This window comes from Neorhizobium alkalisoli (genome assembly GCF_002968635.1).
Taxonomy (GTDB): domain Bacteria; phylum Pseudomonadota; class Alphaproteobacteria; order Rhizobiales; family Rhizobiaceae; genus Neorhizobium; species Neorhizobium alkalisoli.
Map to the genome: position 1 here is coordinate 224,293 of NZ_PVBN01000003.1, position 25,588 is coordinate 249,880.

The 25,588-nt window shown below is 58.9% G+C and carries 27 protein-coding genes and 1 pseudogene; 26 read left to right on the plus strand and 2 right to left on the minus strand.

The genetic code is table 11. The features are described 5' to 3' along the window. Positions 1-221 precede the first annotated feature (221 nt). The 19 genes and pseudogenes from modA to C5L13_RS08610 all read left to right on the plus strand — a co-directional run bounded on the left by modA (position 222) and on the right by C5L13_RS08610 (position 16,696). A complete protein-coding gene (modA, locus tag C5L13_RS08525) occupies positions 222-1,007 on the plus strand; it encodes a molybdate ABC transporter substrate-binding protein (protein ID WP_105382847.1) in 786 nt (261 codons plus the stop codon). 257 nt (positions 1,008-1,264) lie between these two features. Then, a complete protein-coding gene (locus tag C5L13_RS08530) occupies positions 1,265-1,495 on the plus strand; it encodes a hypothetical protein (RefSeq protein ID WP_105382848.1) in 231 nt (76 codons plus the stop codon). A gap of 100 nt (positions 1,496-1,595) precedes the next feature. Further along, positions 1,596-1,811, plus strand: a complete 216-nt coding sequence (locus C5L13_RS08535; protein ID WP_105382849.1) for a hypothetical protein — start codon at positions 1,596-1,598, stop codon at positions 1,809-1,811. Between the two features lie 204 nt (positions 1,812-2,015). Further along, entirely contained in the window at positions 2,016-2,717 is a 702-nt protein-coding gene (gene modB / locus C5L13_RS08540) for a molybdate ABC transporter permease subunit (RefSeq protein WP_105382850.1), read from the plus strand. Further along, positions 2,714-3,784: a molybdenum ABC transporter ATP-binding protein gene (gene modC / locus C5L13_RS08545; protein ID WP_105382851.1), complete on the plus strand. Its 1,071-nt coding sequence runs from the start codon at positions 2,714-2,716 to the stop codon at positions 3,782-3,784. Before modB ends, modC begins: the two co-directional genes overlap by 4 nt. A 179-nt stretch (positions 3,785-3,963) precedes the next feature. Beyond that, a complete protein-coding gene (locus tag C5L13_RS08550; protein ID WP_105382852.1) occupies positions 3,964-5,310 on the plus strand; it encodes an extracellular solute-binding protein in 1,347 nt (448 codons plus the stop codon). A gap of 65 nt (positions 5,311-5,375) precedes the next feature. After that, positions 5,376-6,677 carry a carbohydrate ABC transporter permease gene (locus C5L13_RS08555; RefSeq protein WP_105382853.1) on the plus strand — a complete coding sequence of 434 codons (1,302 nt, stop codon included), beginning with the start codon at positions 5,376-5,378 and terminating at the stop codon, positions 6,675-6,677. Positions 6,678-6,679: 2 nt separating this feature from the next. Beyond that, positions 6,680-7,522, plus strand: coding sequence for a carbohydrate ABC transporter permease (locus tag C5L13_RS08560; RefSeq protein ID WP_105382854.1), 843 nt, complete (start codon positions 6,680-6,682; stop codon positions 7,520-7,522). Continuing rightward, positions 7,522-8,577: an ABC transporter ATP-binding protein gene (locus C5L13_RS08565; protein WP_105382855.1), complete on the plus strand. Its 1,056-nt coding sequence runs from the start codon at positions 7,522-7,524 to the stop codon at positions 8,575-8,577. Before C5L13_RS08560 ends, C5L13_RS08565 begins: the two co-directional genes overlap by 1 nt. Before the next feature lie 2 nt (positions 8,578-8,579). Next, positions 8,580-9,311, plus strand: a pseudogene (locus C5L13_RS29125) (glycerophosphodiester phosphodiesterase); the annotation flags it as partial. Further along, positions 9,306-10,319, plus strand: a complete 1,014-nt coding sequence (locus tag C5L13_RS08570; RefSeq protein WP_105383129.1) for a LacI family DNA-binding transcriptional regulator — start codon at positions 9,306-9,308, stop codon at positions 10,317-10,319. The pseudogene C5L13_RS29125 and the gene C5L13_RS08570, both read left to right, overlap by 6 nt. Next, complete coding sequence (locus C5L13_RS08575) at positions 10,320-11,156, plus strand: inositol monophosphatase family protein (protein ID WP_105382856.1); 837 nt, start codon at positions 10,320-10,322, stop codon at positions 11,154-11,156. It abuts the gene before it with no gap. A gap of 95 nt (positions 11,157-11,251) precedes the next feature. Continuing rightward, positions 11,252-12,286 (plus strand): LacI family DNA-binding transcriptional regulator, encoded by a 1,035-nt coding sequence (locus C5L13_RS08580; protein ID WP_105383130.1) that lies wholly within the window; start codon positions 11,252-11,254, stop codon positions 12,284-12,286. 108 nt (positions 12,287-12,394) lie between these two features. Beyond that, the gene (locus tag C5L13_RS08585) at positions 12,395-13,063 is read left to right on the plus strand and encodes an amino acid ABC transporter permease (RefSeq protein ID WP_105382857.1); all 669 of its coding nucleotides are present in this window, start codon (positions 12,395-12,397) and stop codon (positions 13,061-13,063) included. Between the two features lie 13 nt (positions 13,064-13,076). Then, a complete protein-coding gene (locus C5L13_RS08590) occupies positions 13,077-13,733 on the plus strand; it encodes an amino acid ABC transporter permease (RefSeq protein ID WP_105383131.1) in 657 nt (218 codons plus the stop codon). A 52-nt stretch (positions 13,734-13,785) separates the two neighbouring features. After that, positions 13,786-14,589, plus strand: coding sequence for a transporter substrate-binding domain-containing protein (locus C5L13_RS08595; protein WP_105382858.1), 804 nt, complete (start codon positions 13,786-13,788; stop codon positions 14,587-14,589). A 21-nt stretch (positions 14,590-14,610) separates the two neighbouring features. Next, entirely contained in the window at positions 14,611-15,390 is a 780-nt protein-coding gene (locus tag C5L13_RS08600; RefSeq protein WP_105382859.1) for an amino acid ABC transporter ATP-binding protein, read from the plus strand. Between the two features lie 62 nt (positions 15,391-15,452). Next, positions 15,453-16,358: a 2-hydroxyacid dehydrogenase gene (locus tag C5L13_RS08605; protein WP_105383132.1), complete on the plus strand. Its 906-nt coding sequence runs from the start codon at positions 15,453-15,455 to the stop codon at positions 16,356-16,358. 14 nt (positions 16,359-16,372) lie between these two features. Beyond that, positions 16,373-16,696: an antibiotic biosynthesis monooxygenase gene (locus C5L13_RS08610; protein WP_105382860.1), complete on the plus strand. Its 324-nt coding sequence runs from the start codon at positions 16,373-16,375 to the stop codon at positions 16,694-16,696. Here C5L13_RS08610 and C5L13_RS08615 read toward each other — a convergent pair whose 3' ends face one another. Together C5L13_RS08615 and kynA are read right to left on the minus strand one after the other, a co-directional pair. Then, a complete protein-coding gene (locus C5L13_RS08615; protein WP_105383133.1) occupies positions 16,697-17,506 on the minus strand; it encodes an AraC family transcriptional regulator in 810 nt (269 codons plus the stop codon). Between the two features lie 113 nt (positions 17,507-17,619). Further along, positions 17,620-18,459 carry a tryptophan 2,3-dioxygenase gene (gene kynA, locus C5L13_RS08620; protein ID WP_105382861.1) on the minus strand — a complete coding sequence of 280 codons (840 nt, stop codon included), beginning with the start codon at positions 18,457-18,459 and terminating at the stop codon, positions 17,620-17,622. 262 nt (positions 18,460-18,721) lie between these two features. Here kynA and C5L13_RS08625 point away from each other — a divergent pair, with 262 nt between their 5' ends. From C5L13_RS08625 to C5L13_RS08655, 7 genes are read left to right on the plus strand one after another with little or no spacing between them, the layout of a single operon-like run. Then, a complete protein-coding gene (locus tag C5L13_RS08625; RefSeq protein WP_105382862.1) occupies positions 18,722-19,207 on the plus strand; it encodes a GNAT family N-acetyltransferase in 486 nt (161 codons plus the stop codon). 22 nt (positions 19,208-19,229) lie between these two features. Then, entirely contained in the window at positions 19,230-20,252 is a 1,023-nt protein-coding gene (locus C5L13_RS08630) for a glycoside hydrolase family 3 N-terminal domain-containing protein (RefSeq protein ID WP_105382863.1), read from the plus strand. A 38-nt stretch (positions 20,253-20,290) separates the two neighbouring features. Beyond that, the gene (locus C5L13_RS08635; RefSeq protein WP_105382864.1) at positions 20,291-21,940 is read left to right on the plus strand and encodes an ABC transporter substrate-binding protein; all 1,650 of its coding nucleotides are present in this window, start codon (positions 20,291-20,293) and stop codon (positions 21,938-21,940) included. Positions 21,941-22,000: 60 nt separating this feature from the next. Next, a complete protein-coding gene (locus C5L13_RS08640) occupies positions 22,001-22,981 on the plus strand; it encodes an ABC transporter permease (protein ID WP_105382865.1) in 981 nt (326 codons plus the stop codon). Position 22,982: 1 nt separating this feature from the next. After that, positions 22,983-23,873 carry an ABC transporter permease gene (locus C5L13_RS08645; RefSeq protein ID WP_105382866.1) on the plus strand — a complete coding sequence of 297 codons (891 nt, stop codon included), beginning with the start codon at positions 22,983-22,985 and terminating at the stop codon, positions 23,871-23,873. Further along, positions 23,870-24,673 (plus strand): ABC transporter ATP-binding protein, encoded by an 804-nt coding sequence (locus tag C5L13_RS08650; RefSeq protein ID WP_105382867.1) that lies wholly within the window; start codon positions 23,870-23,872, stop codon positions 24,671-24,673. The genes C5L13_RS08645 and C5L13_RS08650 overlap by 4 nt, the downstream gene beginning before the upstream one ends. Beyond that, complete coding sequence (locus C5L13_RS08655) at positions 24,670-25,584, plus strand: ABC transporter ATP-binding protein (RefSeq protein ID WP_105382868.1); 915 nt, start codon at positions 24,670-24,672, stop codon at positions 25,582-25,584. Before C5L13_RS08650 ends, C5L13_RS08655 begins: the two co-directional genes overlap by 4 nt. Positions 25,585-25,588: the final 4 nt, after the last annotated feature.

A 25,588-nucleotide genomic window follows, 5' to 3' on the forward strand; every position in this document is an offset into this window, starting at 1 on the left:
AATGCTGTTCATAGTGTCCCTCACTGTCCCGCCGCCTTAACGCACCAGAGCCTCAAGGTATCCATCCAAATCCGTGGGTGGCCCGCGGAGGTTAAGAAAGTGTTTCCATAAGGGAGCCGCGGACGGGGCATCAAGATATCTCCGCGAATATAACGCTGGCCAAACAATCGCGAAGCGATATATTCGATTGAATACGTCGCTGAAAATCATGGGGGATATTGATGACCATCGAAAAACGCCGCTCCTGGAAAAAGATTTCCTTCGCCTTTGCAATAGGCGTTTTCATGTCAGCGGCCGGCTTGCACAGTTCGGCATTGGCGCAGGACAAAGTGACCGTCTTTGCCGCGGCCAGCATGAAAAATGCGCTCGACAACGCCAATAAGGCCTTCGGCAAACAGGTGACTGTCTCCTATGCTGCAAGCTCAGCACTCGCCAAGCAGATCGAGGCGGGCGCGCCGGCCGATATCTTCATTTCGGCTGACATCGACTGGATGAACTATCTCACCGACCGAAAGCTCGTGAAGCAGGGGAGCAGGTCCAACTGGCTCGGCAACCGGATCGTTCTGGTCGCTCCCAGCGACAATGCCAAACCCGTCGATATCAAGCCCGGCTTCGGCCTTGCCGGCCTTCTTTCCGGAGGCAGGCTCGCCATGGGGGCGCCGGATTCCGTGCCGGCCGGAAAATATGGCAAGGCTGCGCTCGAAAAGCTCGGCGTTTGGCCTTCAGTTGAAAAGGCTATTGCAGGTGCTGAAAGCGTCCGCGCCGCACTGGCGTTCGTGGCCCGCGGGGAAGCACCCTATGGCATCGTTTACCAGACTGATGCCGCCGCGGACTCGGGCGTCACGGTAGTCGGGACTTTTCCCGAAGATAGTCACCCGCCGATCATCTATCCGATCGCAATCCTTGCGAATTCGAAATCCCCCGAGGCATCCGCCTATCTCGATTTCCTCAAATCGGCTGAAGCTGCGCCATTCTTCGAAAAAGAGGGTTTTGCAGTTTTAAAGTGACTGCCGGACCCAAATGGCGAACGGGAAAACGGCTCCGGGGTGGGGCCGTTTTTCGTTCATCGTCAATGGTCATTCGATGCATCGACGATCTCTTCAGTATCCTTTGTTCCCTATTCCCGAACATTGCGTTTGGAAATCATGACCTACCGCAGGAGTGCCACAACCTCCATCTCCATTGCCAGAAGCAAGCAATTGCTTCTTGGACAACCAACTCGGAGTTCAATTTTTACGGCTCCGCTCGAAAGAAGAATACGACCATGAAAAGCATTATTTCCACCATCACTGCAGCCATGATTGTCACGGCTTCATTTGCCGGTGCTGCGCTTGCCGAAGGCGACTACTACAACGGCACCTCCAAGGCACAGGCTACCTCCCGAGCCCATGCCTCAATCGACAATGTCCACACCGGCAGTATCGAGCAGACGCATGGCGACGACCAAGGTGCTCGTCAGCCGATCTTCGGCCACACGAGCCGGGATAACCGCTGACGGTACTCGAGACGAACGCATTTCATTCAAGATACCGAATATCATCCGCCTGGCAGGTCGCAAACTTCAGCCGCGGATGCACTCTGAAAGGAACTAAACAATGAAGACCTCCATCTCTGTAATTTCCGCCATGATCGCGGCCACCGCTTTTGCAGGCTCCGCGCTTGCCGAAGGGGATTATTTCGAAGGCACTGCAAAGACGCAGGTTTCCTCTACGGTCGACAATGTCAGGACCGGCAGCATAGATCAGGTCCGCATCGATGGCCGTAGCGACAGCCAGCCGATCTTTGAGAAGACCAACCGCGACAATCGCTAATCCTGTTCGTGGTTTTTAAGTCTGCGCGGGCAGCCCGATAGAATTGCTCACGCAGTGATATCCCGGTGCTGGGAGAGGTCGGCTTAGGCCGGGGTTCTCCCGCCACCGCCGCCGGTATCACAAGAGAAGTTTTCCGGCAGTACCTAGCCATTCAAGCCATCTCGATATATCCAAAGCTATATATTGTACTGGCGGGATCGGCATTTGGACTGGCTTCAATTGAGCGACGAGGAATGGACCGCGATCAGGCTGAGCCTGTGGGTTTCCGCCGTAGCGATGATCGTCAGCCTGCCTTTTGGCATTCTCATCGCCTATCTGCTGGCGCGAGGCCGATTTTGGGGCAAGTCGATTCTCAATGGCCTGGTGCATCTGCCGCTTATCCTACCCCCCGTGGTGACCGGTTTCCTCCTGCTCGTCGTCTTCGGTCGGCGCGGTGTCATAGGCTCCTTCCTGGACCAATATCTCGGGATCGTCTTTTCGTTTCGGTGGACAGGTGCCGCGCTTGCCTGCGGCATAATGGGTTTCCCGCTGATGGTGCGGTCCATTCGTCTTTCAGTCGAGGCCGTGGACCGCAAGCTCGAAGAGGCAGCAAGGACGCTCGGCGCCGGCCCGGGCTGGGTGTTCGTGACCGTTACTCTGCCACTGATCCTTCCCGGCATTATCGCCGGCATGATCCTCGCGTTCGCCAAGGCCATGGGTGAATTTGGCGCGACGATCACTTTCGTTTCCAACATTCCCGGCGAAACGCAGACGCTGTCTGCGGCGATCTACACATTTACTCAGGTTCCAGGCGGTGACGCGGGGGCCATGCGGCTGACGATCGTGGCAATCGCGATTTCCTTCGCTGCACTGCTCGCCTCCGAATTCATGGCCTATCTTGTCGGCAAAAGAGTGCACGTTGAATGACCCTGGCTGTGGATGTGCAACAGACGCTGGGTGGGTTCGTACTTGATGCCCGCTTCACATCCAGACGAGGCGTGACTGCGCTGTTTGGCCCATCGGGTTCAGGAAAGACCTCGTTGATCAGGGTGATTGCCGGGCTTTCCAAGCCGCAGCGGGGAAGCCTCCTAATCGATGAGCAGGTGTTGGTCGATACCGAAAAAGAGATATTCGTGCCCGCGCACCGGCGCCATTTCGGCTATGTTTTTCAAGAAGGCCGGCTCTTCCCGCATCTGACCGTCCGCCAGAATCTGAACTATGGCCGGTGGTTTGCGCCGAAGTCTGCGCGCGTTCGTGACTTCCAGCACATTGTCGATCTTCTCGGGATCGGCGGATTGCTGGATCGGCGGCCTGGAACACTCTCCGGAGGCGAAAAGCAGCGTGTGGCGATCGGGCGAGCCTTGTTTGCCGGGCCGCGCCTGCTGCTGATGGACGAACCACTTGCCTCTCTGGACGACCCGCGCAAAGCGGAAATCCTCCCCTATCTGGAACGGTTGCGGGACGAGATGTCGACACCGATCGTCTATGTCAGTCATTCGACCGCCGAAGTAGCGCGCCTGGCCGATCAGGTGGTGATGATGCACAACGGTAGGGTCGAGGCGGTCGGAACCACTGCGGAAATCTTGGCCGGCTTTTCCTTCCTGTCGTCCGACCGTCGCGAAGCCGGCGCCGTTCTCTCGGGCGTCGTGGAGACGATCGATGCAGTTCACCGCCTGGCGACGATACGGCTCTCCACTTTCCGGCTGATCGTTCCGACTGCGCAGGTGGAGGCTGGAGCGACGGTCAGGCTGCATATCCCGGAACGGGATGTGATGGTTGCGACAAGGCGGCCTGAGGGTCTGAGCGCCCTTAACATTGTCGAGGGCCGTGTTGCGTCGATCGAGGCCGATGGCGAGGGTATGGTGCGCGTCCGCATCCGGTGCGGCGACGATATTGTGCTCGCCCGCATCACCGCGCTTTCCGCCGAACGGCTTGCCCTGAAACTCGAAGAGCCGGTCTTTGCGGTGGTCAAGACTGTGGCGTTGGAACGCTGATCGGCAGCCTCAGAAGGCCGCTTAGAAAATTTTGCACACGCGTACATTTTGTCATTCGGGTGTTATGGAGGCCCAATAAACCGCTCTCGTTGATCATGAATTCAGTGCTTCCGCCGCACAAGGGCAGGTGCCCGCCGGTGCCCGGAAGCAGCCATTTTCGCTCTTCGGGGAGTTAAACCATGACTGTTCTTCCGATATTGAAATCCGCCGCACTCGCGGCCGTTCTTCTCACGTCCACGGCGGTCTTTGCCTCAGCCAAGGATGTCAGCATTTCCGTCTGGTCGGGCGGTTCAGGACCGAACGACAACTACCGCGTCGATGCTATCGAAATTGCCGCCGATATTCTCGAGCGTGAAGCCGCGATCCGCGGCGAACAGCTCAACATCATCGTGCAGAAGACGCCCTATTCCGGCTGGGAAGACTTCAAGCAGGCACTGACGCTTGCCGCCGAAGCCAAAAAGGCCCCGAACATCGTCGCGACTGGTCACGAGGATATCGGCCCGTGGGCCCAGGCAGGTCTTATCGTTCCGGCTGAGGATTATATCGATCTCGACGCGTGGCCGATCAGCGATATCTATCCGAATCTGATGGAAATCTCCTCGTTCAACGGCACGGTTTACGGCATCCCGCAGGACGCCGAATCCCGCCCCTTGTTCTTCTGGAAGCCTTACATGAAGGCGATCGGCTATACGGACGCTGACATCGAAGCGCTGCCGGCCAAGGTCGAGAAGGGCGAATATACGCTGAAAAACGTCCTGGAAGATGCCAAGAAGATGCAGGACAAGGGCCTTGTCCAGGCCGGCTACGGCTTCTATCCGCGTACCAACAACGGCCCGGATTACTGGCAGTTCTACACCTCCTTCGGCGGCGTCATGGAAGAAGAAGGCAAGCTCGTCTTCGACAAGGCGGCGATGAAGCGCACCTACCAGTATTTTTCCGATCTCGTTGCAGCAGGCGTTACCAAAAAGAATCATATCGGCATGCCGGGCGACCAGTGGTGGAAGGAAGTGGCGACCGGCAAGGCCGGGATCTGGCACGGCGGCACCTGGCACTATGCGCGGCTGGTAAACCAGGAGGGGCTCAAGGACTTCTTCGACAACGTCCAGTTCACGCTGATCCCGGCAGGCGAAGGCGGAAAAGCGAATACGCTCACCCATCCGTTGACCTATCTCCTGATGGCCGGCCACGATCAGGAAACGACGCAGATTGCTGCCAATCTCGTCACGATCGCCTCCGAGCCGCGTATCAACGCGCTCCATGCGATCAAGTCGGCGCATCTCGGCATCTCGGCATCTGAGACCAAAGTCGATCTCTACGCCTCCAACCGTTGGGCCTCGGAAGCGACCGAACGTCTTCTGCCGCATGCCAATGCGATGCCGAACAATGCGGATTTCGGCAAATACTGGACGATCATGTGGAAGAACATGGAAGCGACCTGGACTGGCGCCAAGTCGGTCGATGCCGCAGTCAACGATGCCGAAGCCGAGCTGAAGTCGACGCTCGGCGGCGCCATCGTCATCCGCTGATCAAAGTCGCTGAGGTCGCGGGCGGCACCACTCCGCCGCCCGCCTTTCTTCCTAAGGTTTCCCCCATGCGAACGTCGCGAACGCTCGGCATAGTCATGATCGCGCCTGCTGCGATCATGATCTTCCTATTCTACCTGATGCCGGCAATCCTGACGGGCATCTTCGCCATGACCAACATGAGTACGGCGACCGGTATTTCCGGCGGCGTCTTTCAGGTCACCCAAGGGGCGGTGAACCGGCTGGGGCCTGATATGCCCGAGCTTGCATCAGGCATAGCGGAGCCGCGTTTTGTCATCGACGAGGAGGGATTGGCGGCGCTGGAGGCGTTGAAGCTGAAGCCGGGTTATGCCGCCGAATTGAGGGGCCAGCACATCGGTGAGGTTTTTGCCTCCCGGCGAGAGGCGGAGCGGGTCATAAAGGCGCTCAAAGACCGGCCTTCGACCCGTGAGGTGAAACAGATTTCCGATCTCTTTAATCGCTCGGTCCTCAATACCCGGTTCGAGACGCGCGATGCGTTGATCGGCAACCTGGAAAAACTGGGTTTCAGGCTGAAGCCGGAAGAGCAGGACAAGGTCGCGAGGGAAACCTATACCGGCTGGGTCTGGACAACAGACAATTTCAAGGTCATTGCCAACTCACCCGACATGGCGAAGATCTTTCTCAATACCGCCTTCTATGTCGCTGTAACCCTTATGCTCTTCAACGTGAGCTACGCGCTTTTCCTGGCCGTGACGACTCACTATATGCCGCCTGCGACCGCCTCCATTTTCCGCGCCGTCTGGCTCCTGCCGCGTATCACGCCGGTGGTGATCTATGTCTTGATGTGGAAATGGCTGACCTGGGACAACGGCTTTATTTCCATGTTCATGGGCCAGTTCGGGGTGCCGCCGAAGAACTATCTGCTCGATAATGCATACAACGCCTGGTTCTTCGTGATCCTGATCAACGGTTTCATCGGCGCGTCGATGGGAATGCTGGTCTTTTCCTCGGCGATCAAGGCGATCCCTCAAACGCATTTTCATGCAAGCGAGGTGGATGGCGCCAGCCGTTGGCAGCAGATCCGTTACATCATCCTGCCGCAGCTGCGTTGGCCGATCCTGTTCGTGACGTGCTATCAAACGCTTTCGCTGCTCGCTTCATTCAACGAAATCCTTCTTTCGACCCGCGGCGGGCCGGGGCGGGCGACCGAAGTCTGGTCGCTCGCCGCCTACCACACAGCGCTCAACAACTATACCGGTAACTTGGAATACGGCCTGGGCGCGGCCCTTGCGCTGATGCTGGTGATCATCGGGGTCATCCTGTCGCTGATCTACCTGCGCATCTTTCGTTACGACACCCTGATCTCCAAGCCGTTGATCGAGGATTGATGATGGCTGACAAGACTCAGACTTCCGCGAACTTCTCGAGCGTGCCGGTCATGCTGCTGCTGACGCTGGTCAGCTTGCCGCTCGTGCTGATGTATGCCTATCTCTTCATCGATACGATCAGCAATTCGGAGGCAGGCTCGCTGATCCCGAACGAGCTGACCCTCGAACACTGGCGATTTCTCTGGGAAACCCGGCCAGGTAAGGCCAGCATCTGGCTCGTAACCCTCAACACCTTCATTTTTGCCGGCAGCATCACGGCGGTGATCCTGATCGTCTCCTCGATGGCGGGTTATGTATTGTCGCGGCTGAATGTCCCGGCGCGCGGCTTGTTGCTAGCCGGCGTCATGGTGCTGCATGCCTTTCCCTCGGTGACCCTCATCATCTCGATCTTCATCGTTCTCCAGTATGTAGGCCTCTATAATTCACTGATCGGCGTCATCCTGGTGAAAGCGGCGATCGACATGCCGCTTGGGATCTGGCTGATGAAGGGCTTCTACGACACGGTGCCATGGGAAATAGAGATGGCAGGTCTCGTCGACGGCGCCTCGCGGTTCACCGTCTGGCGGCGGCTTGTCCTGCCGCAGATCAAGCCGGCGATCATGGCGCTCGGCCTCTTTTCCTTCCTCACCGGATGGAGCGAGTTCATTCTGCCGCAAGTGCTTGCGCCCGGCTCGCAGGTGCAGGTGCTGTCGGTCTATCTGGCAAGCCTGATCGCGGACGACAACAACTTCGATTTTGCCACTTTCAAGGCGGTCGGCGTGTTCTACGTTGTCCCGGTCCTCGTTCTCTATGTCTTTTTCCAGAAGCATCTCATGAACATCTACGGCGGAGGCACAAAGGGCTGATGCGTATTCTGCTCGATAAATTCTCGAAAAGTTTCGGGAACACCAAAGTGATCGAGGCAATGGACCTCGAGGTGGGCTCCGGAGAAATGCTGGCGCTGCTCGGCCCCTCCGGTTGCGGCAAATCCACGACCCTATTTGCGATTTGCGGCATCCACCGGCCAACGTCGGGTCGCATCCTGTTTGGCGAAAGAGACGTCACTAGCCTCCCGAGCCAGGAGCGCAATGTCGGCGTCGTCTTCCAGTCATACGCGCTTTATCCGCATATGACCGTTGAGGAGAATATAGGCTTTCCGCTGACGGTGCGGCGGCTGCCTGCCGGCGATATCAAAAAGCGGGTCGCGGAAATTTCGGCACTCGTCCACATCGACAATCTCCTCGGCCGACGACCAGCCCAGCTTTCCGGCGGGCAACAACAGCGCGTCGCGCTCGCACGGGCGCTCATCCGCCGGCCGGACGTGCTGCTGCTCGACGAACCGCTTGCCAATCTGGATGCGAAATTGCGCCTCGAGATGCGTTCAGAAATCCGCCGTCTGCAGAAGGAGACGGGCATTACCGCCATCCTCGTGACGCATGACCAGGTGGAAGCGATGAGCATGTGCGACCGTATCGCCATCATGAAAGAAGGCGAGATCGTCCAGATCGCCACGCCGTCGGAGATGTACAACGATCCACGCACCGCCTTCGTCGCCGGCTTCCTCGGCAATCCACCAATCTCTTTCCTGAAGGGCAAGGCACTGAGCGGGGCGTTCGTCTCCGGCGACGGTAATTTCAGGTTGCCTCTCGGGTCGCTTCGCGACATCGGTGATGGCAGGGCTTTGACGCTCGGTATCCGGCCCGAGCATTTCGGCCCAAAGGGCGACCTGGTCATCGAGGGTAAGGTCGCTTTTGCGGAAACGCAGGGGCGTGAAAATCTCTATGACGTCGTGCTTGCGGACGGGTCCGTGCTGCGTTCGATCCAGCCGGTGCGCGATGACGTGAAGCTCGGCGACTGCGTTCGCTGGAACCTTTCCAGCGAGGCGGCATTCGTCTTTGCGGAAGATGGCCGGAGACTCTGATCATGGATCGCTTCGCTGCTTTCTTCAGAAGATTCGGGTGGCCGGAAAACAGGGGGCGGATGCCATTCTGCATCGGCCATCGCGGCGCCAGCGGCTACGAACGGGAAAATACGCTCGCCGCTTTCCGCCGAGCCGCCGAGCTCGGTGCCGAGATGTGGGAACTCGACACCCAGATGACCGCTGACGGGGTGGTCGTCGTCTCCCATGACGATCACCTGGAACGGGTATTCGACAATGACGCATATATTTCGCAGATGAGCTTTGCCGAGCTTCGCGAGACCGTGCCTGATGTGCCGAGCTTCGAGGAGGTGGCGGCGCTTGGTCGGGCGACCGGCTGTGGGCTTTACGTGGAGCTTAAACGGCCCGGCACCGGGCCTCTCTGCTGGCAGCATCTGAAAGACATGAACCAGCGCTTTGCCTGCCTTGGCTCGTTCGACGTGCAGCAGGTGCGTGAATTGCGTGAGATGGGCTGCGATTTTCCGCTTTCGGTGCTGATCCGCGTCGGTCACGATCCGCACCTGCTGGGCGAGGATTCGGGCGCCGATATCCTGCATCTCTGCTGGGAAAAGGCGAGCGACACGCCGCAGGAATTCGTCACCGAGGAATTGATCGAAAAGGCTTTTTCCGACGGTAAGGAGATCGTGCTATGGCACGAAGAGCGACCGGATGTATTGAAGGACATCATGGGACTGCCGGTTCTCGGCATCTGTACCGACCTGCCGGACCTGATGCGTTCGAAGGAGCCGAACGGAGCGACCCGTGAGCAGCGGCGCGTTACCTCCTTCGACGTGGCACGGGCGGCGGGCGTCTCCCGCGCGGCCGTATCTCGGGCATTCACGCCGGATGCCAGCGTTTCGGAGAAGACCCGGGAGAAGGTTTATCAGGCCGCAAGAGAGCTTGGCTATCGGGTCAACTATCTCGCTCGCAGCCTGACGAACAAGCGGTCCGATTTCGTCGGACTCGTCGCCGCCGGCCTCGACAACCCGTTCCGCACCCAGCAACTCGAACATCTGGCGCGGGCGCTGATCGCCCGCAACTACCGCCCGATTCTGCTGCCGACCTCCAAGGAGGCGGATACGTCGACCGTTATCGGGCAGCTGCTGCATTACGCGGTCTCCGGCGTGATCGTCACCTCCGACGCGCCACCCTCGCATATCTGCGAGGAATGCGCCGCCGAAGGCGTGCCGATCGTGCTGATCAACAAGGGCGAAGATTTTCCTTTCGTCGACCGCGTCGTCTCCGATGACCGGATGTCGGGTTATACCGCGGCCGACCACTTGCTCGCAGCCGGTGCGACAAAGCTCGCCGTCCTCGCCGGGACGGGCGTCTCCTATTCCTCGCGCCGCCGTGCAGAGGCCTTCCAGAGCCGCTGTGCAAGCCTCGGCATCGAGGCACCGCTGATACCCGTCGCGATCAACGACTACAGGCACGGTCATGAGGCGGTAGAGAGGCTTCTGGATCTTGGGATCGACGGTGTCTTTTCGGTCAACGACTACATGGCCTGCGGCGTTCTCGACGGGCTTGCCAGGGCGGGAGCCAGCTACGGAACGGTGAAGGTCATCGGTCATGACGACATTCCCCAGGCAAGCTGGACCGCCTATGACCTCACCACTTTCGTTCAGCCCTGCGAGGTGCAGGCGGAACAGGTGATCGATCTCCTTACCAGCCGCATGTCCGATCCGGATGCGGTCTCGCGGGTGGAATTCACGCCCGTGACGCTGATCAAGAGAAGAAGCGCATAGATGGCATTCGCATTCGATATCTCTTCCCTGAGAGCCCGCGCCGAGGCTGCGATCTCGATCGCCCGCCAGGTCGGCCAGGAGGCTGCCGTCTTCCGGGCGGAAGCTCTGCCGGAAATGCTTGGCATCGAGAACAAGGGTCCGCAGGATTTTGTTACCATCGCGGACAGGCGAGCCGAACTGGCAATCCGCTCGACATTGCTCGAGGAGTTTCCGCACGATTCCTTCATGGGCGAAGAGGGCGGCGGTCAGGATGGGGCGGGAGCGGGTGACGGCGGCACCTGGGTGGTGGATCCGATCGACGGTACGACCAATTTCATTCGTGGCTTTCGTCACTGGGGTGTGTCGATCGCCTTCGTCGCCGGTGACAGGATCCTGATTGGAGTAATCTACGACGCAGCGCAGGACAGGGTATTTCACGCGATCCGCGGGCAGGGCGCCTTCAAGGAAGGCAAACCGATCGCTGCGGCCAAAACCAGCGATCCCTCCCACGCTATCGCCATCCTCGGCCATTCCCGGCGCACCGACTTTGAGGATTATCTCGCCGTCTCCCGCAAGCTCTACGAGCGTGGTATCGACTATCGCCGGATGGGGGCTGCGGCGATCGGCCTGGTCCGTGTCGCAGAAGGCATATCCGACCTCTATTACGAACGGCATCTGTCTGCCTGGGACATGCTGGCCGGCATGATCATTGCCGCTGAGGCCGGCGCGGCGGTTTCCATGCCGCCGCTTGAAAAATTGCTTCGGCACGGCGGACCGGTGATGGCTTCTTCCCCCGGATTGGCCGATGAATTCGCATTCCTGCTCGAGATCGAGGATTTCTCCGCCGCAGCGTCGTGACTGCCGGGCATCAAGATGGATTGACCGCGACCGCTGTCGGGTCAATGTATAGGAGGGATCGTTGATCCTTCCCATACCTCTGCCAAGTGACGTTCATGCCCCTACGAGACCAAAAGAAAAGCCGCGTAACGCTCCTTGATGTGGCGCGTCACGCCAATGTTTCGCGTGCGACCGCTTCGCTTGTCATCCGCAAGAGCCCGCTGGTCGGGAGCGAAACCAGAGCGCGGGTCGAGGAGGTCATGCGCGAACTCGGCTATGTCTACAACATGGGCGCGGCACGCCTTCGCGCAGAACGCAGTCACACCGTCGGCGTCATCGTACCCAACCTTACCAATCCGTTTTTTGCAGAATTGCTCTCCGGTATCGAGGCAATGATCGATGATGCAGGTCTGGTGGTCATCCTGGCCAATAGCGGCGATCTGGTCGAGCGGCAGGACGTGGTGATGCAGCGAATGCGGGAGCACGGCGTCGATGGCGTTATCTTGTGTCCCGCAGCAGGGACCGAACCCACATACCTGCGACGCGCCACCGAATGGAACCTGCCGCTTGTGCAGGTCCTGCGCCATATTTCTGATGAAGCGGATTATGCGGGCGTGGATTATGCCGGCGGGATGCATCAGGCGGTCGACTATCTGGTATCGCTTGGCCATCACCGCATCGCTTTTGCCGTGCACGGCCCCATCCATTCGGCCTATCACGAGCGCATCAGCGGCTTTGGCGAAGCAATGCGATCGCATGGCCTCGGCGCGGATATGATCATCCGCGTGCCGAACCAACTTGGCGAGATCGCCAATTCCGCAAATCTCCTCCTCAATCACTCCGAACCACCGACTGCGGTCATCTGCTTCAATGACGTCATAGCGCTCGGTCTTTCGGCCGGGCTCTATGACTGCGGGGTCAAGATAGGTTCGGATTTTTCGCTCATCGGCTTCGACGATGTGACCGACGCGGAGGCAATGCGGCCGCGGCTCACATCCGTTTCGACTGCGCCGGCGACTATTGGCGAGAATGCTGCCCGGCTGCTCTTGAGCCGATTGCGGGATCCGCTCCGGTCACCGGAAAAAATTGTGCAGCAAACGCAACTCCACGTACGTCAGTCCTGCGCGCCGGCGATGATTGCCGCGGTCTGACGCGATTAAATCCGGTTGACGCAAGGTCGAAAAGATTTTAGATCGATCTAAATGCGCATCTATCGCAGAGGAGCGATGGATGTCCGGCATCATTGGGGAGGACCCAAGTTGTATAATTTCAACTTCGAGCCCGTGCTTGCGGGATTCGATCAGCTGCTGATCGGCGCCTGGCTGACGATCCAGCTTTCCTGCGCGGCGATGATCCTCGGGCTGATCGTCTCGATCCTTTGCGCCGCCGGCAAGACCTCCGGCATAGCGCCGCTGCGATGGGTGATTGACGCCTATATCGAGATCATCCGCAACACTCCCTTCCTGGTGCAGATTTTCTTCATCTTCTTCGGCCTGCCGTCACTCGGCCTGCGTCTCTCGCCGAACAGCGCCGCACTCCTGGCATTGGTTGTCAATTTCGGCGCCTACGGCACCGAAATCATCCGCGCCGGTATCGAGTCGATCCAAAAGGGACAGGTGGAGGCGGGTACCGCGCTCGGTCTCTCGAAGCTTCAGATTTTCCGTTACATCATCATGAAGCCGGCGCTGCGCACTGTTTATCCCGCACTGACCAGCCAGTTCATTTACCTGATGCTGACCTCAAGCGTCGTTTCGGCGATCTCTGCCGACGATCTGGCTGCCGCCGGCAACGACCTCCAGTCGGCGACGTTCGCGAGCTTCGAGGTGTATATCGTCATCACCCTCATGTACCTCGCCATGTCGGTTGGCTTCTCGGCAGTCTTCTCAGTCATCGAGAAGGCCGCCTTCAAGTATCCGCTGAGCCGATAGGAGTGGCGTTATGCTGATCAGACCCTTCGGCTGGAACGAATTCTGGATCATCGTGATGGCGGCGCAGTGGACGATCGCGCTGTCGGCGATCGCTTTCGCTGGCGGTGGCATCGGTGGCCTCTTCATCGCTCTCGCGCGCGTTTCGGACTCCAAGTGGCCGCGTCTTCTTGCGACCGGTTTCATCCGTATCTTTCAGGGAACGCCGCTCCTGATGCAGCTCTTCCTAGTTTTCTTCGGCATGAACATCATGGGCTTTGCTATCAATCCCTGGCTTGCGGCCGCGGTCGCTTTGACGCTGCATGCCAGCGCCTTCCTTGGCGAAATCTGGCGCGGCTGCATCGAGGCGGTACCGCCCGGGCAAAGGGAAGCGGCGACGGCACTTGGTCTGCGCTACTATAACCGTATGCGCTATATCCTCCTGCCGCAGGCATCTCGCATCGCCGTGGCGCCGACGGTTGGTTTTCTCGTACAGCTCATCAAGGGTACGTCGCTCGCAGCGATCATCGGCTTCACCGAACTCACCCGCCAGGGCCAGATTATCAACAATGCGACCTTCAGCCCATTCATGGTCTTCGGAACGGTCGCAGCGGTCTATTTCGTGCTGTGCTGGCCGTTGTCGGTGCTGGCGCGGCGTATGGAAACGAGGTTTTCCCGAGCAACGGCTCGTTGACGGGACCCCGAGCCGGGGGGAGGAATCCGGCACAACAGAAAAGGGTAGGAAAATGAACATTTCTAGACGCATGGCAATGGCGGCAATCGGAGCAGGCCTGATGGTCGGCGCGATGGCCCCGACGGTCTCGGCGCAGACGGTCGAAAGCATCAAGTCCGCGGGTACCGTCAAGATCGGCATGCTGGTCGATTTCCCGCCCTTCGGCATCATGAACACCTCCAACGAACCGGACGGTTATGACGCTGACGTCGCAAAACTGCTCGGCAAGGAATTCGGCGTGAAGGTGCAGATCGTTCCGGTCACCGGCCCGAACCGCATCCCGTATCTCCAAAGCAACCAGGTCGATCTTCTCGTCGCTTCGCTCGGCATCACCGAGGAACGCGCCAAAAGCGTCGACTTCTCGCAACCCTATGCCGGCATCTCGATCGGTGTCTTCGGGGCGAAGGATACCGCAGTCTCCAAGCCCGAAGACCTGTCCGGCAAGACGATCGGCGTTGCGCGGGCTTCCACGCAGGACACCGGCGTTACCAAGATCGCTCCGAAGGACGCCAAGATCCAGCGCTTCGACGACGACGCCAGTGCGGTCCAGGCTCTCCTGTCCGGCCAGGTCGAGCTGATCGGCGTTTCAAACGTTGTCGCTGCCCAGATCGAAAAGGCCGCGCCCGGTCGCTTCGACCAGAAAATCCAGCTCAGCCAGCAGGTTCAGGGCATTGCGGTCCGCAAGGGTTCGACAGAGCTCCTGGCGGCTATCAATGCCTTCGTCGAAAAAGTGAAGGCGAACGGCGAACTCAACAAGATCCACGAGAAGTGGCTTGGAGCGCCGCTGCCGGATTTCGTTGCCGGAGCGAAGAAGTAAAATCGAAAGGGAGTTCCTCGCATGAATGAAGTAAATGCAAACGCATCGGCAGCAGACGTGCGGGGAGCTTCCGATCTGGCCGTGCGCATGGAAGGTGTCAACAAATGGTATGGCGAATTCCACGCGCTCAAAAATATCGAACTTTCGGTTAAACGGGGGGAGCGAATCGTCATTTGCGGTCCTTCGGGCTCCGGCAAGTCGACGTTGATCCGCTGCATCAACCAGCTTGAGACGATCAAGACCGGCCGGATCGTCGTCGATGGCCACGATCTCACCGCAGGCGGCAGGAATGTCGATATCGTGCGGCAGGAGACCGGCATGGTCTTCCAGCAGTTCAACCTTTTCCCGCACATGACGGTTCTGGAAAACTGCACGCTGGCGCCGATGAAGGTGCGCGGCGTTTCCAAGGCTGAGGCAGACAAGACTGCCCGCAAATTCCTGGAACGGGTGCGCATTCCAGAGCAGGCGGAAAAATACCCGGCCCAGCTTTCCGGCGGCCAGCAGCAGCGCGTGGCAATCGCCCGCGCGCTTTGCATGAACCCCAAGATCATGCTTTTCGATGAACCTACGTCGGCACTCGATCCGGAAATGGTGAAGGAAGTGCTGGACACGATGATCGACCTTGCGAAGGAAGGCATGACCATGCTCTGCGTCACGCATGAGATGGGTTTTGCCCGCCAGGTTGCCGACCGGGTCATCTTCATGGATCGGGGCGAGATTCTGGAAATGGGCACGCCCGACGAATTCTTCGCTAACCCGAAGAACGACCGGCTGAAGACGTTCCTCGGCCAGATCTCCTGAGCGGCATCTAATTAAAACACGGAGTTTCTGACGTGAAACCAGACATCCTTCTCGTGGAACCGATGATGCAGTTCATCGAGGATAAACTTGACGCTGCCTACACGGTGCATCGGATGTACGATCCGGGCCAGAAAGCATCGCTTGAAGCCGCCCTCCCGAGGATCCGCGCAGTCGCGACTGGGGGCGGCTCGGGCATCGCAAATGAATGGATCGAAAGACTGCCGGCGCTCGGAGTGATTGCCATCAACGGCGTCGGAACCGACAAGGTCGATCTCGGATTTGCACGCAGCCGCAATATCGACGTCACCACAACGCCCGGAGTGCTGACCGACGACGTGGCCGACACGGGCATTGCCCTGATGCTTGCGGCCCTTCGGCACATTGCTAAGGGTGACGCCTTTGTTCGCGACGGGCGCTGGGGCAAGGAACCGTTTCCACTTGGCCATAGCCCCAAGGGCAAGCGGGTCGGAATCCTCGGTCTCGGCCAGATCGGCAAGGCGTTCGGCCGCCGTGCGGAAGCTTTCGGCATGTCCGTACGCTACTGGAACCGGTCGCCCGTCAGGGACACGACTTGGAAGTCCTGCGCCTCTCCGGTGGCGCTCGCGGAAGACAGCGATGTGCTCTGCGTGATCATCGCGGCGACTGCCGAAACCCGTAACATCGTCAATGCCGAGGTGCTGAAGGCGCTTGGATCAAAGGGGCTCCTGATCAATATCGCCCGCGGTACGGTCGTCGACGAGGATGCGTTGCTCGCTGCCATCAACGATGGAACGATCGCCGGGGCTGGCCTCGACGTTTTCGTCAATGAACCAAACATCCGCGAAGAGTTCTTCTCCGCGCCAAACACCGTGCTGATGCCGCATCAAGGCAGCGCGACGGTGGAGACCCGTGTGGCCATGGGGGAATTGGTGCTTGCCAATATCGCTGCCCATTTCGCCGGCGAAAAACCGCCGACTACCGTCAACTGAGCGGGGCAAAACGAATGATCGTTCGACAAGCCTTTTTCGAAGGCACCGTCCATTCAGGCAAGGAAGACAGGTTCAGGACCTATGTCGCGGAAAAGCTGATGCCGATGTGGCTCGCTTTCCCCGGTGTCAAGGAAGTGCGCGTGCTCTACAATTTTGAGCGTGACGATGGTGCGCCATCATACCCGATGGTGCTCTCCACCGTGTATGAAAGCCGCGAAGCGCTCGGCGCAGCACTTCAGTCGCCGGTCCGGTATGAGAGCCGCGAGATGACCAAAGGTTTGATGGAGATGTTCGAGGGGCATATCCACCACCACGTCTTCGATCTCGCATTGAGCTGATCAGAGGACCACGCGCGCAAACCGGCGAGGGGAGAAACCGTAGCTACTGGTGAAGATGCGGGTCATATGGCTCTGGTCCGCAAACCCACTGGCCAGCGCTGCTTCGGCAAGGCCGGTACCCGTCGCGATCATTCGGCGGGCTAGCTGGATCCGCCGCTGAACAAGATAGGCGTGCGGCGTAAGCCCGGTCGCCCGTCGAAAGGCTCTCAGCAGCTGGAATTGGCTCATATCTGCGAGGCTAGCAAGATCGGCTAGCGAAACGGGTGCCGCCGGATCGTCATCGATCCGCTCTCGCGCTGCATGTACCTCTCGCGCGACGGAACCGGGCTTATGCGGCTTGTCGATCACATCGGTCAGCAGGGCCAGCAGCAGTTCCTGGCTATCCAGATCGGCTCCGGTTTCGCTGCTTGTCATTGCCGAAAAGAGCCGTCGGACGGTCCCTGCGAGCGGTGGATTGGAAATCACCGGATGGGAGAATTCGACGTCTTCCTCTTTGCCCTGCCGGATGTCGGCAACAGCGCTCGCAATAACGCCCGGATCAAAATAGAGCATCTGCCAGAAACGAGCGGCATCGCCAACGGGCGCACCGTCGTGTACTTCCCCGGGATTGACGGTGATGACATCACCCGGACCAGCTTCGACGGGGCCGCGACCGCTTGCCGATTTCTGGGCGCCATCATGGATCACGCCGATCCCGAATTGATCATGGGTGTGGCGGGCAAAGTGCCGACCCGATCGGGCCACGATCGCCTGCACGCCGACGATGCGGCATTTCAATATCTGAAATTCGTGTGGTCGCCTCGTCAGCATCCCATTCATCCCGATCCGGTTGCCCGGCATAACCTTCTAAGGCCCATCTCAAGTGATGTCGATTGACTCAACGGTCGACGCAGATAGCCGACATGGCGGCCGGATATTCTCCGTCAGAGAACCGTCCGCACCCGCCAAAGCTCCGGGAAGAGTTCGACCTCGAGCATTCTCTTCAGGTATTGCGTGCCTGACGTTCCACCCGTGCCGCGCTTGAAACCGATCACCCGCTCCACGGTCGTCACGTGATTGAAGCGCCACCGACGGAAATAATCCTCGAAGTCGACGAGTTTCTCCGCCAATTCGTAGAGTTCCCAATAGCGTTCCGGTGCAAGATATATCTGTTCCCAAGCATGGAGCACCTTTTCGCTGGGATTGCGGGCCGTTCGCCAGTCGCCGCGAGTGGCATCGTCGCCGATGTCGAACCCCCGTCGCGCGAGCAGCAGCAGCGCCTCGTCATAGAGGCTCGGCCGTGCCAGAATATCTTCCAGCACGGTCATGACGTCACCCCGGTGTGCATGCGGACCGAGCATCGCCTGGTTGCGGTTGCCGGCCAGGAATTCAATGGCGCGATATTGATAGGATTGGAAACCGGAGGACTTGCCGAGGGAGGCACGAAATTCGGTATATTCGCTTGGCGTCATCGTGCGCAGCACATCCCAGGCACTGTTGAGCTGCTCGAAAATACGAGCCACCCGCGACAACATCTTGAACGCCGGTTGCGGATTGTCGGCTCGAATAGCCGTCATTGCGGACGCTATTTCGTGGATGGCAAGCTTCATCCACAGCTCCGACGTCTGATGCTGAATGATGAAAAGGAGCTCGTCATGCGCGTCGGAGAGTGGCTTCTGCGCGTCGAGAATGGCTTCGAGATGGAGGTAGTCGGAATAGGACATCCGGTCGCCGAAGGACATTTCCGCACCGTCCTCTGCAGGGTCATATGGTTTCAAGCTCATTCTTCTTTCCACCTTGTCATCTAGCGACGGTCATGCTGCCTTCTTTGCGGTAGCTTGGGAAGTCTCTCCTCCTCAATCCTGGCCTTGATCCGGCGAACCTCGCGAAGTCACCATGAGAAAATTGCTATGCCCCTGCCGCCAGACGGACAATTTCATTCCTCGTCGCTTCGAAAATTGACCGTTGACAACAGGGAAAAGATCACCCCTACTATGACACTAGAAGAATACATATTACATTATAGTGTAATATTGGGAGCGGCGAGTGCCAGACCTGCTTGTCAGCCTATATTCCAAGGAAGTCGAGACGCTCACTTCTAAAGCGGTGGCGCCATCTGGTGTGGTCATTCGCGCGCCTCTTGCCCCCGAATTGCATATCGTCCGGGACTGGGTCCTTGCACAGTTCAGCGAGAATTGGGCAAGCGAGGTGATGGTCGCTTTTTCACGCCAGCCTGTCAGCTGCCTCATTGCCGTCAATCAGGCAGGCCTGCAAGGTTTTGCCTGTTACGACGTGACAGCGCGCGGGTTTTTCGGTCCGACGGGAGTTGCTCCCGAGGCGCGCGGCAAAGGGATCGGCGTTGCGCTTCTTGCCGCTTGTCTGCAGTCCATGAAAGCGCTGGGGCATGCCTATGCATTTATCGGTGATGCAGGACCTGTGGATTTTTACGTCCGCAGCGCGGGCGCCATCGTGATCCCTGCTTCCGATAGGGGGATTTACGAAGGAATGCTCAGAACCACAGCCAAGACATGAAATCCAATCGGGAGGCCAGCACATGTCCAAAACCCCGCTCGCTCTATTCGTGGGCTTGCCAAACCCCGTCCTGTCCGACGAGGAATTTGCCCTCTTCCGGGAAACCAATCCCTTAGGGCTGTTTGTCGGGCGCCGCAATTTGAAGGACCCGGATCAGGCCAAGCGGTTGATCGCCCGCTTCCGCGAGGCCGTCGGCCGCGACGATGCACCGGTCTTCACCGATCAGGAAGGGGGCCGAGTACAGCATCTTGATGCAGGCCCATGGCCGCGGTTCAGGAGTTTTGCGCAGTTTGCGGAACTTGCACACAGAGATCTCGAGCGGGGGAAGCGCGCCCTTCGTCTGTCCTCCCGTGCCATGGGGGCGATGATGACGGAGCTTGGCCTTTCGAGCGGATGCTCGCCAGTTCTCGACCTGGTTTTTCCCACGACGAGCGATGTCATCGGTGAGCGCTCTTTCGGGGCAGATCCCGATTTCGTTGCCGCTCTCGGCCGCGAGGTCGTCGATGGTTTGATGGAGACGGGCTGCATCCCGGTGATGAAGCACATTCCGGGCCACGGCCGGGCCACGCTGGATTCGCACAAGGAGCGGCCCGTGGTGGATGCCTCGGCAGAGACGCTCCAGGCCACTGACTTCAAGCCGTTCGTTGCCTTGAAGGACACGCCCTGGGCCATGGTCGCCCATGTCGTCTTCTCCGCTTACGACAGGGAACTGCCTGCCTCCATCTCGCCGGTGGTGCACGACGTCATCCGCCGGGACATAGGTTACGAAGGGGTGTTGATTTCCGACTGCATTTTCATGGAATCGCTGCGCGGCAGCTTACCAGAGCGGGTCACGCAGGTCCTCGATGCCGGTTTCGATATCGCTCTGCACAGCCACGGCGACATTCCCGAAAGCGAGGCCGCAGCTAAGGCGGCGCGCCCGCTGACGGATGTCGCGCAGAAGCGGATCGCCGCCGGCAAGGCCCGTCTCGGAAATCTCAAGATCGACTATCGCGCCGCTCACGCGGAAGTGGAGGAGCTTTTCCAGAGCACGGTTGTCGCCTGAATAGCCCATCAAGCCAATAATCAACAAAGGGGAATGAGATGAATAAAGTTGTTCTTGCAGCTGCAACGGCCCTGGCGCTGGTCTCAGGACCGGCAATGGCACAGACCGTCCTGACGGCGAATATCGAACCGGCCACGACTTGGGTGCGCAACTTCAACCCGTTTAACCAGACCTCGGCGCGTCAAAGTACGCTGGACTTTATCTATGAGCCCCTGGTGGTCTTCAATCGTTTCGACAGCAACAAGCCGATCTTCCGGTTGGCCGAAAGCTTCAAGCTTGTTGACGACCTCAAGAGCATTGAGTTTAAGCTGCGGCAGAACCTCAAATGGTCGGATGGGAAGCCGCTCACCTCGAGCGACGTCAAATTCACCTATGACTATCTGAAGAAGTTCCCGGCCCTCGATTTCGTCAGCATCTGGACCTTCATTAGCGGCGTGGAGATTGTCGATCCGCAAACGATCCGGTTCACGCTTGCCAATCCGAGTTCGCTTGCGGCCGAACAGCTTTCTCAGCTTCCCATTGTGCCGGAACATGTGTGGAAGGACATCGCTGATCCCGTAACATTTGCCAACGAGGCACCTGTCGGCAGCGGCCCGATGACCGAGATCCCTCGCTTTACCGGCCAGACCTATGACCAATGCCGCAACCCCCATTATTGGGATGCGGAGCGCCTCAAGGTAGACTGCCTGCGCTTTCCTCAGCTTGCGGACAACAACCAGATCCTGACCGCGACGGCGGACGGGACGCTCGATTGGGGGGTGTCGTTCATTCCTGATGTCGAAAATGTCTATGTAGCCAAGGATCCTGAACACTACCACTACTGGTATTCCCCAAGCAGCATGGTCGCCTTCCTGTTCAATCTGGAAACCGCCAACGAGAACAACAAGAAGGCCTTCAATGACGTCAAATTCCGCCGCGCGGTCTCCATGGCGCTCGACCGCGCGACGATGATCGACATTGCCGGTTACGGCTACCCAACGCTGAACGAAGATCCCGGTCTGATGGGTGAACTCTACAAGAGCTGGGCAGACCCGTCCGTTCAGGCCGATTTCGGCAAATATGCCAAGTATGACGCCGAAGCCGCCAAGGCTCTGTTCGATGAGGCCGGGTATAAGGACAAGGATGGTGACGGCTTCCGGGATAATCCCGACGGTTCGAAGATCTCGTTCTCGATCATCGTACCAAACTCCTGGACCGATTGGGTCGACACGGTCAACATCGCCATCGAGGGCATGCAGGCTGTCGGGATCGATGCGAAGATCGAGACACCGGAGGAGGCCGTCTGGACCTCCAGCCTTATCGGCGGCAAATTCGATGCGGCCATCAACAGTCTGCCGGCCTCCGCCTCACCCTATTATCCCTATAAACGTGCGTTTAGTGCATCGGACAAGGGCAAGACGCGGTTTACCGCACAGCGCTGGTTCAATCCCGAGGTCGAAAAGCTAGTGACGCAATTCACCCAGACCGCCGACCTTTCAAAGCAAAAGGAAGCAATGAACAAAGCTCAGCGTATCGTTGCTGAAAACATGCCTATGATCCCGGTATTCAATAACCCCAACTGGTATCAGTACAACACCAAGCGCTTCACCGGGTGGTCGACCAAGGAAAATCCGTTCGTCAACCCCTCCATCTCACGCACCAATCCGGCCCGCCTCTTGCATCTGTTGGCGCTGAAGCCGGCCCAATAAGCGCGTGATGACTTTGGTAAGCGGCGGGCCTTGCGCCGCTTCCTGATCGAGGGAGTTTACATGGCTTTCCTGTTACGTCGGCTGGGATTTTATCTGGCTGCCTTCGTCGCGGCAGCGACCGTAAACTTTTTCCTGCCGCGCCTGATGCCGGGCGACCCCGTACAGATCATGTTCTCCAGCGCAGGCGCCGAATTGCCGCCGGAGAGCCTGCAGTCGTTGAAACTGACGTTCGGCTTCGTCGATGGGCCGCTTTGGCAGCAATATCTCACCTATCTCGCCAGCATCTTCACCGGCGACCTTGGCCGTTCGATCAAGTATTTCCCGGCTCCGGTCACGTCGGTGCTGGGCCAAGCTCTCGTTTGGACGGTGGGGCTGATGGGCATCGCGACGATCATCAGCTTCACGGTCGGCAGCTTGCTTGGTGTTCTTGCAGCCTGGCGGCGCGGTAGTGCCTTCGACGTGATCGTCTCGGTCGGAGCGATCTTCGCTACCTCGGTGCCGGCGGTGGTGACTTCGCTGATTGTGGTTTTTGTCTTCGGATTTACGCTTGGCTGGTTTCCCAGCGGTTATGCCGCCGATCCTCGTCTCGATCCCGCCTTCAGCCTGCAATATGTCGGCAGCGTCCTTTACCACGGCTTCCTCCCCATGGTAACGCTCTGCGCCGTGCTGACCGGCGGGTTTGCGGTGACGATGCGTAACAACATGATCAATCTCCTCGGCGAGGACTATGTGGTCATGGGACGCGCCAAGGGATTGTCCGATCACTACGTGATGATCTGGTATGCAGCTCGAAACGCGCTTTTGCCCACCGTATCCTCGCTGGCGATCGCCATCGGCACGATCCTCGGAGGCTCCCTCGTGACGGAGGTCGTCTTCAACTATCCCGGCCTCGGCAACATTCTCTACCAGGCGATCCTGGCGCGCGACTATCCGGTGATCCAGGGACAGCTTCTGATCATGACGGCAACGATGCTGATCGCGAACTTTATCGTCGACGTCAGCTATGTCCTGCTTGATCCGCGGCTTAAGGGAGCCTTGTGACATGAGGGTTCTGTTCGACGGCCTGTTGCGCAACCGCAAGGCGCTTATCGGCGCGATCATTCTTGCCTTCGTCCTGTTGGCTGCGATCACCGCACCCCTTCTGACCCAATATGATCCCTCGGCGCGCGTGGGGCGGCCGCATCAGCCGCCGTCGTTAGACCATCTCATGGGAACCACGCGCATTGGCCAGGATGTCTTCGCGCGTTTGCTTTATGGCGCCCGCACGTCGCTTGCCGTGGGGTTCGGCGCAGGTTTGCTGATCACTGCGGTAGGGACGGCGCTTGGCATCATCGCCGGCTATCGCGGCGGCAAGACGGACGAAGTCATCAGTTTCCTGACCAATATGGTTCTGGTTGTTCCGAACCTGCCGCTCCTGCTCGTGCTTGCCGCCTTCATCGGTCAGGCGAGCCCCTTGGTGATTGCACTCATCCTCGGGTTAACCTCCTGGGCATGGGGAGCACGCGTCACTCGGGCTGAAACGCTGTCGCTCAAGCAGAAGGATTTCGTCAAGGCCGCGGAGATGATAGGCGAGCCGCAGTGGCGGATCATGGCCTTCGAGGTGTTCCCCAACTTGATTTCCATCGTCGGGATCAATTTCATCGGCAGCGTCATATTCGCAATCATCACTGAGGCGACGCTGGAATTTTTGGGCCTGGGCGACCCAAGAGCAGTCTCTTGGGGAACAATGCTTTACAATGCCCAGAAGGCATCGGCGCTTTCGGTCGGCGCCTGGTGGGAAATTCTGATCCCTTGCTTCGCCTTGGCGCTTCTGGGTCTAGGCATGTCGCTCCTCAACTTTGCAATTGACGAGGTCGCCAACCCGCGGCTGCGCACGGGAAATTGGCGCAATCGCTGGGTCTTCCTCGTTCGGTCGGGGGAGGGACGGCTTTGAAAACGCCCCTGCTTTCGGTAAAAAACCTCACCATCGATTACATCGGCGACAACAAGGATTTCCGAGCGGTTGACGACGTCAGCTTTGATGTCGCACCGGGCGAAGTCTTCGGACTTGCCGGGGAATCTGGATGCGGCAAGAGCACGATAGCCTTTGCCGTCAGCCGTCTGCATAAACCCCCGGCGCTGATCCGCCGGGAGAGCAAGATCCTTTTAAACGGGCGCGATGTGCTGGATCTGGCGCCACGGGAACTCGCGGCCTTCCGCTGGCGTGAAGTCGCAATGGTGTTTCAGAGCGCCATGAATTCGCTCAATCCTGTATTGCGGATCGAGGACCAATTCTATGATGTCCTGACGACCCACACGGCGATGACGAAAGCGAAAGCGCGCGAACGTGCCGCCGACATGCTGCGGCTCGTCGATATTTCCCCCGATCGCCTGCGCGACTATCCGCACCAGTTCTCCGGTGGCATGCGCCAGCGCATAGTGATCGCCATCTGCCTGGCGCTCGACCCCAAGCTGGTGATCATGGACGAGCCGACCACTGCCCTCGACGTTGTCGTGCAGCGGGAGATCCTCCAAAGGATCAACGATCTTCGCCGCACATTCGGGTTTTCAGTCCTGTTCATCACGCATGATCTCGGCCTGATGGTGCAGTTCTGCGACAGGATAGGCATCATGCTGGCAGGCAGGCTGGTTGAGGAAAACGCAGCCGAGGCAATCTTCCGGACGCCGAGCCATGATTATACGAAAAAGCTCTGGTCGTCCTTCCCCTCGCTGCATGGAGGCGCGCTGTTGTGAACCAGGCCATTCTCGTCCTCGACGGTGTGACGAAGACCTTCGGACATGGACCGTCGACCGTGCATGCCGCGCGATCGGTTTCCTTCTCTCTTCATGCTGGCCGAGCGCTGGCGCTGGTTGGGGAATCGGGTAGCGGCAAGACGACCTGCGCGCGCATGGCGATGAGGGAATATCAGCCGACCGGAGGGCGGATCCTATACAAGGGCAAACCCCTCGCTGGTGCGACTTCGTCCGACATTGCAGATTACCGGCGAGCGGTGCAGATGATCTTCCAAGATCCATTTGCTTCGCTCAATCCTGCGCATACCGTCGCCTATCACCTGACGCGGCCGCTGAAGCTTCATCGGCCAGAAATCGAAGGCGCGGCGATTCATGGGGCCATCCATGACCTGCTGCGGCAGGTGCAACTGGATCCGGATATCGTTACTGGCAAATACCCTCACGAGCTTTCAGGAGGGCAGCGCCAGCGCGTCAATATCGCCCGGGCGCTCGCCATACGGCCTGAAGTGATCGTCGCGGACGAGCCGACATCCATGTTGGACGTCTCGGTTCGGCTCGGAATTCTCAACCTTTTGAACGAGATGAAGCAGCAAATGAACCTTGCGCTGCTCTACATCACGCACGACATCGCCACGGCTCGCTATATCGCTGAGGACATTGCCGTCATGTATGCCGGTCAGGTCGTCGAATGGGGGCCGACCGAGCGGGTGATTGAAAATCCGATCCACCCTTATACACGGCTGCTGCTGTCGGCCGTGCCGGACCCGCAGATACGCTTCGACGACCCGCGGGCGCATCTGCGATCCGAAGAGGTAGAGGATATTCGCCGCGGGTCGGGCGTGCCGCAAAATGAAGCGTTGGAATATGAAACCGGACATTACGCGCGAAGACTTGCGATGGAGCCGGGATGATCGT

What these genes read in the sequence shown, in the direction of transcription:
- modA (WP_105382847.1), top strand. Translation starts at nt 222, where the DNA reads ATGACCATCGAAAAACGCCGCTCCTGGAAAAAGATTTCCTTCGCCTTT.
- C5L13_RS08530 (WP_105382848.1), top strand. Translation starts at nt 1,265, where the DNA reads ATGAAAAGCATTATTTCCACCATCACTGCAGCCATGATTGTCACGGCT.
- C5L13_RS08535 (WP_105382849.1), top strand. Translation starts at nt 1,596, where the DNA reads ATGAAGACCTCCATCTCTGTAATTTCCGCCATGATCGCGGCCACCGCT.
- modC (WP_105382851.1), top strand. Translation starts at nt 2,714, where the DNA reads ATGACCCTGGCTGTGGATGTGCAACAGACGCTGGGTGGGTTCGTACTT.
- C5L13_RS08550 (WP_105382852.1), top strand. Translation starts at nt 3,964, where the DNA reads ATGACTGTTCTTCCGATATTGAAATCCGCCGCACTCGCGGCCGTTCTT.
- C5L13_RS08555 (WP_105382853.1), top strand. Translation starts at nt 5,376, where the DNA reads ATGCGAACGTCGCGAACGCTCGGCATAGTCATGATCGCGCCTGCTGCG.
- C5L13_RS08560 (WP_105382854.1), top strand. Translation starts at nt 6,680, where the DNA reads ATGGCTGACAAGACTCAGACTTCCGCGAACTTCTCGAGCGTGCCGGTC.
- C5L13_RS08565 (WP_105382855.1), top strand. Translation starts at nt 7,522, where the DNA reads ATGCGTATTCTGCTCGATAAATTCTCGAAAAGTTTCGGGAACACCAAA.
- C5L13_RS08570 (WP_105383129.1), top strand. Translation starts at nt 9,306, where the DNA reads ATGCGTTCGAAGGAGCCGAACGGAGCGACCCGTGAGCAGCGGCGCGTT.
- C5L13_RS08575 (WP_105382856.1), top strand. Translation starts at nt 10,320, where the DNA reads ATGGCATTCGCATTCGATATCTCTTCCCTGAGAGCCCGCGCCGAGGCT.
- C5L13_RS08580 (WP_105383130.1), top strand. Translation starts at nt 11,252, where the DNA reads ATGCCCCTACGAGACCAAAAGAAAAGCCGCGTAACGCTCCTTGATGTG.
- C5L13_RS08595 (WP_105382858.1), top strand. Translation starts at nt 13,786, where the DNA reads ATGAACATTTCTAGACGCATGGCAATGGCGGCAATCGGAGCAGGCCTG.
- C5L13_RS08600 (WP_105382859.1), top strand. Translation starts at nt 14,611, where the DNA reads ATGAATGAAGTAAATGCAAACGCATCGGCAGCAGACGTGCGGGGAGCT.
- C5L13_RS08605 (WP_105383132.1), top strand. Translation starts at nt 15,453, where the DNA reads ATGATGCAGTTCATCGAGGATAAACTTGACGCTGCCTACACGGTGCAT.
- C5L13_RS08610 (WP_105382860.1), top strand. Translation starts at nt 16,373, where the DNA reads ATGATCGTTCGACAAGCCTTTTTCGAAGGCACCGTCCATTCAGGCAAG.
- C5L13_RS08615 (WP_105383133.1), bottom strand. Translation starts at nt 17,506, where the DNA reads ATGCTGACGAGGCGACCACACGAATTTCAGATATTGAAATGCCGCATC.
- kynA (WP_105382861.1), bottom strand. Translation starts at nt 18,459, where the DNA reads ATGAGCTTGAAACCATATGACCCTGCAGAGGACGGTGCGGAAATGTCC.
- C5L13_RS08630 (WP_105382863.1), top strand. Translation starts at nt 19,230, where the DNA reads ATGTCCAAAACCCCGCTCGCTCTATTCGTGGGCTTGCCAAACCCCGTC.
- C5L13_RS08635 (WP_105382864.1), top strand. Translation starts at nt 20,291, where the DNA reads ATGAATAAAGTTGTTCTTGCAGCTGCAACGGCCCTGGCGCTGGTCTCA.
- C5L13_RS08640 (WP_105382865.1), top strand. Translation starts at nt 22,001, where the DNA reads ATGGCTTTCCTGTTACGTCGGCTGGGATTTTATCTGGCTGCCTTCGTC.
- C5L13_RS08645 (WP_105382866.1), top strand. Translation starts at nt 22,983, where the DNA reads ATGAGGGTTCTGTTCGACGGCCTGTTGCGCAACCGCAAGGCGCTTATC.